We start from the raw sequence: 8,930 nt of genomic DNA on the forward strand, positions 1-8,930 counted from the left end.
GTGTCTCCTTTTCTCTAAAGAATTTTGGCTACATTCTTATCCATAACTGACGTTACGAAGGTCTGTGTTTTCTGACACCTAGAATCTAGAATTGTTTAAATGAAAAATCGCCCCATCCCTCGCTCTCCCTTTCGCCGCGTCGTCATTCCAGACCATGCTTAAACCGAACTCAGGTTACAAAAATTAAACGCGGGACAAAATATCACCATTCATGCCAGCAGTCATTACTTGGTGATCCATACTTAATAATCCATTAAATTTGTATTGGTGCGTGCCGCTTCAAGCTTGATTAAAATTTTGCCCTTAAGCTCCTGGTAGGCTTCCCGCAAACGCTGTTTACTGGCATCAGGATCAGACCCCCGCAGTTGCTGTCCTTGATCCGCCCAGCGAATTAATTGTTGTCGCTGTCGTATGGCGATCGTTGCTTTAGTGAGATGCATACATCGTTCAGGGTGACCAAGGGCGAAGAGCAAAATACAATAGTCTCCCCGTTGTGCCAAAGTCCGCGTAATTTGCTGACCCACCGTTGTTTTTAAATCAAGATAACAAGGTAACCACTTAGCGCCGAGTTCATTGTTATAGAGCGCCGTAATCCAGAGCAGCATTGGATGGGGAACTTCGATACATAGAAATTGGTTGTAGCGACTATCCCGACAACGCTTTTGCAGCTCTTCCCTATCTAACATGCCCCACAAACTGGGAATCGCATGGTGCTCTTCCGTGATGACCTGGGGAAAGACAATTTTTTGTTGTGGTTTATCGTTAGGCCAAGGTAAGCGCTTACAGATTTCGGCAGTAGCAATGGTGACATCATCGTTAGTGCGACTTTGGGTCTGAGCTCTTGCTTCTAGCCGTTGACTGGCGGCAATAATTTGTGTGTTGTCTTCTGGGTCGGCGATCGACTCGTCCGTCACATTAACCTGCGGTATGGAAATGGCTGCATCGGGGTGGAAAGCAACTTGCGGTAACGGACGGTCAAATTGTTTTGCTAGGGGCTCCATGGCTCGCCAAATATCCCCAGCATTTTGAGGGCGATCCTCCCGGCTTTTTGCCATGCACTGCATGATGATGAAGGCTAGGGGCGTTGGCACGCTTAAATTTGGATCAAAGGGAATGGGAGGGGTTTCATGGTGAGCCCGATACCAACCTCCAAAGGAGTTTGTCTCTGGCATTATAGGCATATCCCCGGTCAGCATCTCGTACATCATGATGCCGAAGCTGTAGATATCAGAGCGGGAGTCTAATTCTTTGCCTTCCATCTGTTCCGGTGAGCAGTAGGCAAGGGTTCCCATGAAGGAGTGGGTTTGGGCGGCTCCGGCTTGGCTGAGTTTAGCGATGCCAAAATCAAGGACTTTAACTAATTCTCCGAGAGATGCATCTTCGAGGACGAGAATATTGCTGGGTTTGATATCTCGATGGATAATGCTTGTTTGTTCGCCATTGAACTTGATGCCTTCGTGGGCGGCTTCCATGCCTAGGCAAATTTGCCGCACAATTTTAAAAAAGCGAGGTAGGGGCATCAGGGTTTTCGCGATGATGTCGTTGAGGTTATCGCCCTGTAGATATTCCATAACGTAGAAGGGAATATCATGTTCGTCAACGCCATAGTCTCGGACGCGCACGATGTGGATACTTTTTTCGCTGAGGAGGGCGCAAATTGTGGCTTCTCGTTCGAAGCGCTCACGCATTTTGTCGTTCAGCAGGGTTTGGGATAAAAATTTAATGGCAACGGTCACACCACCGAGGGTTGTATCTTCGCCGCGGTAAACTCGTCCCATTGCGCCTTGACCGACTAAGTCGGCGAGACGGTATCGCTCGGCAAGTATGCGATTGATGTTGGGATCTGTGCTCATGGGGATGGGAAAAGTATGATTTGTCGAACTGCGAAAAAAAATTAATGTGGTTTATGGCAATTTGAGGGGTTCGGTTTTAGGTTTGCCGTTGTAATGTTCCTTCGATTGTACTGGTGAGATAGTGTCCTGCAAGGATTCCCCCAGAATATTGATATTGGTCTGGGCTGACTCGGTAGTAGGTTTCAAAGCCGCTACGGCGCTGGCGATCGCCTAAGACCCAATAGCGTTGAATGATAGATTCTACCCCAACCCAACCTTCTCCTTCGACGCGACCGAGGATACTCTGCTGAAGAACGTAGGTGTATTGTCGTTCTCCGCTATCGAGGCGACCTTTGTACTGAAAGGAAATCTCCGGACGCTCCGCTTCGGGAAAGACAAGTTTTGTCACCATGGTGAACCAGTTGTTCTGACCCCAAGCAACAATGGTTTTTCCCCTAACGGTGATCGGCATTTGATTGCGTTCGATCCATGTTCCGGAAAGCGTCCATCGCCCTGCTTCTAATAAAAAACTGTGGGTCACAATCCTGTTTTACTCCTTGCCACTATTTGCCGCTATTGCCGGCTCGCTAACATTCGTGATGCACAAATTTCCCTGCAAAAACCAGCGTTTCATTGCTAGGCTTATCCCGTGTTTTTGATAACTTCGCAATGAATTCACTTGGCATATCTATTGTATGTAGTTATGAGTGCTTCGGTGAATTTTATTCGGTGAATTTTGTAGGGCTTGTTTACTTCAAAAAATTGGTTGCAGCTGGTTCGCCTATGGTTTTTTTTGTATTTTTGGTGGCGATCGCCTAGTTTTTGGACAGTGTAGCGGTGGATAATTGGTAAATATGGTGATGATCCCAGAGCAGGAGGGTTGTGGATATTTGGTCAAGGTTTTGGCCATACTCAAATCCCTGATCTGACGGGGTGAGGCTGTGGAATTCTAGCTTGTGATTTTCTACGGTTAAAAGCTGCAGACCATCATCGGTGGCAAGGTAAAGACCCTGTTCGGTGGCACAATGTCCTTGTAGTTGTGGGAGGGTTTCTGGCTCGAATATGTGCTGCGATCGCCGATTTCCTTTGGTGTCAAAAACATAGATATGTTGCTTTATTTCTCCTGCCTGTTGCACGCTAAGCAGTAGCCAAATGTCTGTGTTGATGTAGCAGCTAATGTCCAAAATTTCGCCAGAAAATGACGGTAATGAAATTTGATCGTCAATGCCCTGTCGTTCGGGATAAAAGATAAAGCCAGTCAGCAAATGGCCGACTTGGTAGAGCCCAAAACCAATATTATTTTCGACCCAAAAGTAGGTTTGAGAGTCTAAAACATCACCAATAAAACCACGACCAAGACGGCGATCGCCCCACAGTTTCCCTTGGGTGAGCCAATAGCGTTTCCCGCCTGCGCAAGTAAAGCAGGGCTGTTGGCGGTAACGGTCAACTTGTAGCGTTAAATCGGGTTGTAATTCTGAGCCGATAAAACACAAAACCGTATCACTTTTACCGATATAAGTGCGATCGCCGTCGAGCCAAAATTGTAAATCTGGGTGGCGATCGCCTTTAAAAATTACTGCGCCTGTTTCGCGTTTAAATTCGCCATTTTCCCAGTAGAGATAATAATGATTATGTGGTGTAAATTGTGTTGCGATAATAGTGCCGCACGTGTGAAAAATCAGTTGTTTATTAGTAAATGTTGGTGTCGCGAAAATAATAGGCTGACTTTGACAAGTCGGGCAATATTGATGGCTATAAATTTGATGGCAGCTTGTACAGGTTTGCCATGCTAAATTTCTCAATAAATCTAGAGGAAAAATTCCCCGTTTATCTTTTTCTGAAAGTTTTTTAAAGTGATCAATTAAATTTTTATTTAAAATCTCAAATTTCAGAGCAGGCTTGGGATATTTTACTTTGGCATTAAAAATATTGAGACGATAGAGTGGTCGAGCAATTTGAGAAATCTTTTTATCTGGATAAATACCACCGTAAAGATCTACATAAAGTAGACAGCGAAATAGTAGAAGACTGTAAGCATACCAATCTGATTCGATGTTGTGAGATAAAACTAAATCTGGATAGTTCAAGTTGGTATCACAAAGAATAGGATCAACAAATCTTGGGGTGAAAACCTTACATGAGAAAGATTGAAATTGCCAAGAATCGGTATCGATAAAATAGGGAATATTTCGTTTAATGAGAATATTTAAATCATTAAAATCACCAACCACAATTCCTTGCTGATGAAGCGTCGTTAAAGTTTGGTGTAAGCGAATAAAAATCTCGGTTATTTGGTCATGGTCAATGCCATTTTTTTCACGGAAGCGGCGATCGTCATAACGATAGAGAGGCTGAGCGTCTTGGAGCCAATCCATTGTGTAGCCAGCTATTTGACCATCATTGTCTGTGACAAACTGCTTGGGGACAAGAACATTGCTCGGTAGGGATTTCGGAAATTGTCGTAATTTTTTTTGATGTTTAATAATACGTTCTTGCGCTGCTTTTTGGGCAGATTTATCATTAGCAAAGCTGGGATGTTGCGGTGATTTGAAGAGCTTGACAACCTCTTTGGAATTCAGAGCGTAAATCTCAGCTTCGCCGCCTTGCCCAATAATTTTAGAAGTGGATAATTGAATGGGTTTTCCTTGAATAAAATATTGCATTTCTAAGTACTTTTTTGGTTGCGGCGTACAGTAATCAATGTGGTGTCATCTTTTAGTAAATGTTCTTTTTTGTTGGCGATCGCCAAACAACGACGTACTTGATCTGGATTTTTGAAATATTTCTCAGACCGCCAAAACTCATTTAATTCTTTTTCTTTTAGCCAATCGTCAATGCCATCAGTTGCGATACAAAAAGATTCAATCTGAGAGATTTTAATTTGTTCGTATAGCTCTAATTTTGTGTCTGGATAAATGAGATAGGGCGGCGCATTTTTAGGAAAGGATAATTGTTTCACTTCATCATTAACTGCATATGTCCCATCACCGCAACCAAAGATAAAAACCTCTGCTTTTATTGCAATAAATCCTAATAAAGTAAACAGATAATATTGCTGAAAATTGGCAATTTTTGGGAGTTGAGTAAGTACTTTTTCACCAAGTAAATGAAATGTTTCTGGGGTTAAAGGTTCTGGTAAATGGGCGGCGATCGCCTCGGCTAGTAAATTCACACCCAACCACGCGCCGACTTCACTATGGGACTGACTGCCGCAGCCGTCTGCCACGATACCGATCAGAAAATCATCGGTTGAGGTGACGAGCATCGCATCTTGATTATTTTTGTGGAGCCGTTGGTGTTCTCGACCGATTACAGAACCCGCCGCCCACTCAAAATCGTCCATAATTTTTCACGCTTAAATATTTCTATTTTTATTATAGTGTAGCAAAAACACTTTTGTTGGGTGGTGTGAAAGCGGAGGCGGCAAAACGCCGATGGAAACAGTAATCTTTGGGGTAGTCTAGTTCGTGGCAGAATTCAAAATCTTGTGGAAACCGATGAATGAATCAAACGCTAAATTGCCAAATTTTATTGGGGACGAGGTTTACGACTCCTACGAAACAGCGCAGGTGGTCATTTTGCCAATTCCCTATGAGGTGACCACGACTTATCGAAAGGGCTGTGAGCGTGGCCCTGCCGAGCTTTTGGATGCCTCATACCAACTGGAATATTACGATGATGAGTTGCGTTGTGAGCCTTGTTTTGATTTGGGGATTTTCACCCATCCGGCGATCGCCGACACGAGACAACATCCTGATTTATCGCCAGAAATGATGTTGCAGGAGACGAGCAGCACTGTAAAAAAATTATTGGACGACAATAAATTTGTGATTGCTCTCGGTGGTGAACATGCGATTACAACAGGTATGGTGCAAGGTTTTCTCGATTTTTACGACGAGCCGTTTACGGTGGTTCAAATTGATGCCCACGCGGATCTGCGCCAAACTTTTGAGGGGTCTGAACATAACCATGCCTGTGTCATGCGTCGCATTATGGATTTGGGTTTACCCAGCTTGCCCGTCGCGATCCGTTGTCTGTGTAAGGAAGAAGCTGATCTGATTGCCGCCAAAAATATTCCGGTGGTTTGGGCATGGGATATCCACCAAAATCCCCACTGGATCGAAGCGGCGATCGCCAATATTGCGACAGAAAAAGTATTTTTAACGATTGACTTAGATGGTATTGACCCAAGTCTGATCGGCGGGGTGGGTACGCCGGAACCGGGCGGTTTAGATTGGTTTGGTACATTAAAATTTTTGCGGCGACTGTTTCAGCAAAAAACCGTGGTTGGCTGCGATGTGATGGAGTTAGCGCCGATTGCGGGAAATGTCGTCTCGGAGTACACGGCGGCAAAGTTGGTTTATAAATTAATCGGTTATTGGCACGAGAAAAACTTTAGAGAGCAATGGTAAGGTCGAGCAGAAAACAAAGATATAGTAATTTCGAATAAGTTCTAGAGGGTTTCTAGTGTCCTTCTTTGAGGAAGGTAGCTCAGGCGATTAGGGTTTTCAATAGGTGATGTCACACGCAAAGCGAATACATTGAATACTGCGAAGGTAGCTGCAAATCACAGGATATAGAAGAAAAATCTAGGCATTTGTGGCGATCGCCTCTAAACATAACGCCAACTTCGGTAAATTAGTGATGTGAGGGACTGAGACGCTTTTCATTGGTCGAAATCACGAAGTACTTGTTCTAAGTCTGTCAAAAGTGTAGGTAACGTGAGTTTTGCTTAAGCATGCTCGGAAGTACGACGCGGTGAATGGGAGAGCGAGAGATCGGGAGATATTTCTATGCAAACAATCCTACTAGCTTTCAAAAAATGCAAATTTTCGTTGCTTCCCCGTGTCTCTCCCTCTCCATGTCTCCTTTTCTCTAAAGAATTTTGGCTACATTCTTATCCATAACTGACGTTAGGTAAGTTTTCTTGGGCTGTTTGCCAAACAACAGCAACGTTTACGCCAAAATACGCATGCACAAGACGATTTCGCATCCCAATCATCTGCCGCCACGGAATGCCTGGATAGGTCGTTTTTGTGTCGGCGGAAATATTGTTTGCGGCTTCTCCAATAATCTCTAGGTCTTTAATCACCGCCAACTGCAACATACGGTTGCCCTCAAGATCCGCTTTGGTTTGACCTTGGAGAAATGTGAGGATTTCAGCCGTAGCATCGCGCATATGGCGCAAGCGAGTGAGATCATCAATTTTTGTCATAAATCACCAGTGCCGTCGCTAGGACTTTCTCGCGAAAATATGGGCTAAGTTCTTCTGGAGTGCGGAGATCGACTGTGCGTCCAAAAATCTTTGTGAGGTGATCCTGCATCTCGCTCATGGTAAAAAAGCTGGGTGTTTTTTCTGGTGGAAAATGAACAAGAATATCAACATCACTTGCCACACCAAAATCATCCCGCAACACTGAACCAAAGAGTGCTAACTGCTCAACAAAATATCGCTCGCAAAATTCTTGTATGTCTGCTTCGGTGAATGAAATGGGGAGAGTCTGCATTCGCCTTTGGATAACAACATCAACTGTCTTGCTCAAGGATAGCTTGCTGAATCTGATCTAGGTACCACAAAGAGATTTGAACGTTTGGATGCTGCTCTCCGACGACAGGGAGCAAAATCTCGACAGCTTGACTGATGAATTCCTGTGCTTGCGAATACTTGCTTTGTTGATAGTAAAGTGTACCTAAATTATGCAAGCTGGTCGCCACAGAGGGATGGCGATCGCCGAGCAATTCTTTCGTCATCTGGAGGGCATCAATGAAGAGGGGTTCGGCGGCTTCATATTTCCCTTGGGACTCAGACAAGAGGGCGATGTGATGGAGTTAGCGCCGATTGCGGGACATGTCGTCTCGGAGTACACGGCGGCAAAGTTGGTTTATAAATTAATCGGTTATTGGCACGAGAAAAACTTTAGAGAGCAATGGTAAGGTCGAGCAGAAAAGCAAGATCGCTTGTGTCTTGCCTTGGGGAAGAATGTCTTAGGCAGTCAGGAGTCTCAGTAGTTGATGCTGCAGACAAGGTAAGGTGTTTGTTGCATATTAGTAAGCATCTTTGCGGTGGCTGACACTCAATAGCAACACGATTAATTCCTGATCTTGGACTTTGTAAATAATTCGATAATTACCAAATCTCACACGATAAGAGTCATCGTAGCCTTTTAGTTTTTTGACTCCATTCGGTCGCGGTTCATCAGCAAGGGAACGAATTTTTGTAATGGCCTGTTTTCTTTGTTGTGCGGGCAATTTGTTGAGCTGTTTTTGCACGGGCTTCGGGATGATGATCTGATAGCTCATGCTTGGTTTGCTTCGTATTGTTCGAGGGTCAGATAATCTCCTCGGTCATAGGCGGTCTGGGAAGTGAGAATCGTTTCTTGTTCTTCTGGGGTGATATCGGTTTCGATGTAGCGTTTTTTGAGGAACAGCACAAAGTCGAGGGCTTCGGCAAGGAGGTCATCGGGAAAGGCTTCGACTTCTTGGATGAGTTGTTCTTTCGGGGTCATCGTCATTGCCTAAATGCAGTGGGGCTACACATATTTTAAATGTCGAAGAAAATTTCTGTCCGTCTTTACGCATCTTTTTGGGGTATTTAGCCATATCGATGATTTGTGTAGGGGCATTTCGGGAAATGCCCACAGTTAACTGTTGCAATCAATGACAGATTCGTGGGCTGGAAAAGTAGTCTCTGGGTCAATTCCGATTGCCCCCTACAGAAGGCTATGAAGATTAAAAAATCATGGGTGACGCTCGATGAAAATAGTGGGTTTATTGCGATAAATTGTGCCTCGCTTTACTCATCCTAAGCGGACGTTTCATCTATATTTCGAAGTTGTTTCAATAGACCTTGAGTGATGGGGTGATCGCTTAATTTGTCTAATGCTTCTGCCTCCATCGCAGCTTGAAGTAAACCAACAAAATTATTAAGACTTTGCTGCACCTGTGGATGATCCTGTCCTAAGGTTTCTAGCTCGATTTCTAAACATTGCAAACGGAAAGATTCAGCTTTAGTAAATTTCCCTTGAGTAACATACAATCCGGCGAGGTTATTCAGACTAGTCGCCACAGAGGGATGGCGATCGCCGAGCAATTCTTTCC

At 44.3% G+C, this 8,930-nt stretch carries 11 protein-coding genes and 1 pseudogene; 2 read left to right on the forward strand and 10 right to left on the reverse strand.

Features of this window, described 5'->3' with window-relative positions; translation table 11 throughout:
• Positions 1-242: 242 nt before the first annotated feature.
• From NIES208_RS15155 to NIES208_RS15170, 4 genes are all read right to left on the reverse strand, one after another.
• Positions 243-1,853, reverse strand: a complete 1,611-nt coding sequence (locus tag NIES208_RS15155; protein WP_075893824.1) for a serine/threonine protein kinase — start codon at positions 1,851-1,853, stop codon at positions 243-245.
• A gap of 76 nt (positions 1,854-1,929) precedes the next feature.
• Complete coding sequence (locus tag NIES208_RS15160; protein ID WP_075893825.1) at positions 1,930-2,373, reverse strand: hypothetical protein; 444 nt, start codon at positions 2,371-2,373, stop codon at positions 1,930-1,932.
• 274 nt (positions 2,374-2,647) lie between these two features.
• Positions 2,648-4,495: a hypothetical protein gene (locus tag NIES208_RS15165; protein ID WP_075893826.1), complete on the reverse strand. Its 1,848-nt coding sequence runs from the start codon at positions 4,493-4,495 to the stop codon at positions 2,648-2,650.
• A gap of 2 nt (positions 4,496-4,497) precedes the next feature.
• Positions 4,498-5,175 (reverse strand): protein phosphatase 2C domain-containing protein, encoded by a 678-nt coding sequence (locus tag NIES208_RS15170; protein ID WP_075893827.1) that lies wholly within the window; start codon positions 5,173-5,175, stop codon positions 4,498-4,500.
• 154 nt (positions 5,176-5,329) lie between these two features.
• On the opposite strand from NIES208_RS15170, the gene speB reads away from it, so the two are divergent.
• Positions 5,330-6,244, forward strand: a complete 915-nt coding sequence (gene speB / locus NIES208_RS15175; protein ID WP_075893828.1) for an agmatinase — start codon at positions 5,330-5,332, stop codon at positions 6,242-6,244.
• Between the two features lie 485 nt (positions 6,245-6,729).
• On the opposite strand, the gene NIES208_RS15180 is transcribed toward speB, so the two are convergent.
• Genes NIES208_RS15180 through NIES208_RS15190 form a run of 3 tightly spaced genes read right to left on the reverse strand, consistent with a single transcriptional unit; the run spans position 6,730 to position 7,643 of the window.
• Entirely contained in the window at positions 6,730-7,047 is a 318-nt protein-coding gene (locus tag NIES208_RS15180) for a HepT-like ribonuclease domain-containing protein (RefSeq protein WP_075893829.1), read from the reverse strand.
• On the reverse strand, positions 7,034-7,339 hold the full coding sequence (locus tag NIES208_RS15185; protein ID WP_075893830.1) for a nucleotidyltransferase family protein: 306 nt from the start codon (positions 7,337-7,339) through the stop codon (positions 7,034-7,036). The genes NIES208_RS15180 and NIES208_RS15185 overlap by 14 nt, the downstream gene beginning before the upstream one ends.
• A 19-nt stretch (positions 7,340-7,358) precedes the next feature.
• On the reverse strand, positions 7,359-7,643 hold the full coding sequence (locus NIES208_RS15190; RefSeq protein ID WP_075893831.1) for a tetratricopeptide repeat protein: 285 nt from the start codon (positions 7,641-7,643) through the stop codon (positions 7,359-7,361).
• A 6-nt stretch (positions 7,644-7,649) separates the two neighbouring features.
• Here NIES208_RS15190 and NIES208_RS18725 point away from each other — a divergent pair.
• Positions 7,650-7,766 (forward strand): annotated as a pseudogene (locus tag NIES208_RS18725) (agmatinase); the annotation flags it as partial.
• A gap of 111 nt (positions 7,767-7,877) precedes the next feature.
• Here the strand turns inward: NIES208_RS18725 and NIES208_RS15195 are convergent.
• From NIES208_RS15195 to NIES208_RS19100, 3 genes are all read right to left on the reverse strand, one after another.
• Positions 7,878-8,132 (reverse strand): type II toxin-antitoxin system RelE family toxin, encoded by a 255-nt coding sequence (locus NIES208_RS15195; RefSeq protein WP_075893832.1) that lies wholly within the window; start codon positions 8,130-8,132, stop codon positions 7,878-7,880.
• Positions 8,129-8,344, reverse strand: coding sequence for a hypothetical protein (locus NIES208_RS15200; RefSeq protein ID WP_216349421.1), 216 nt, complete (start codon positions 8,342-8,344; stop codon positions 8,129-8,131). The genes NIES208_RS15195 and NIES208_RS15200 overlap by 4 nt, the downstream gene beginning before the upstream one ends.
• 290 nt (positions 8,345-8,634) lie before the next feature.
• Positions 8,635-8,930: tetratricopeptide repeat protein (locus tag NIES208_RS19100; protein ID WP_171971787.1), on the reverse strand; the 296-nt coding region annotated here is incomplete at its 5' end.

Source organism: [Limnothrix rosea] IAM M-220, from assembly GCF_001904615.1.
Taxonomy (GTDB): Bacteria; Cyanobacteriota; Cyanobacteriia; order Cyanobacteriales; family MRBY01; genus MRBY01.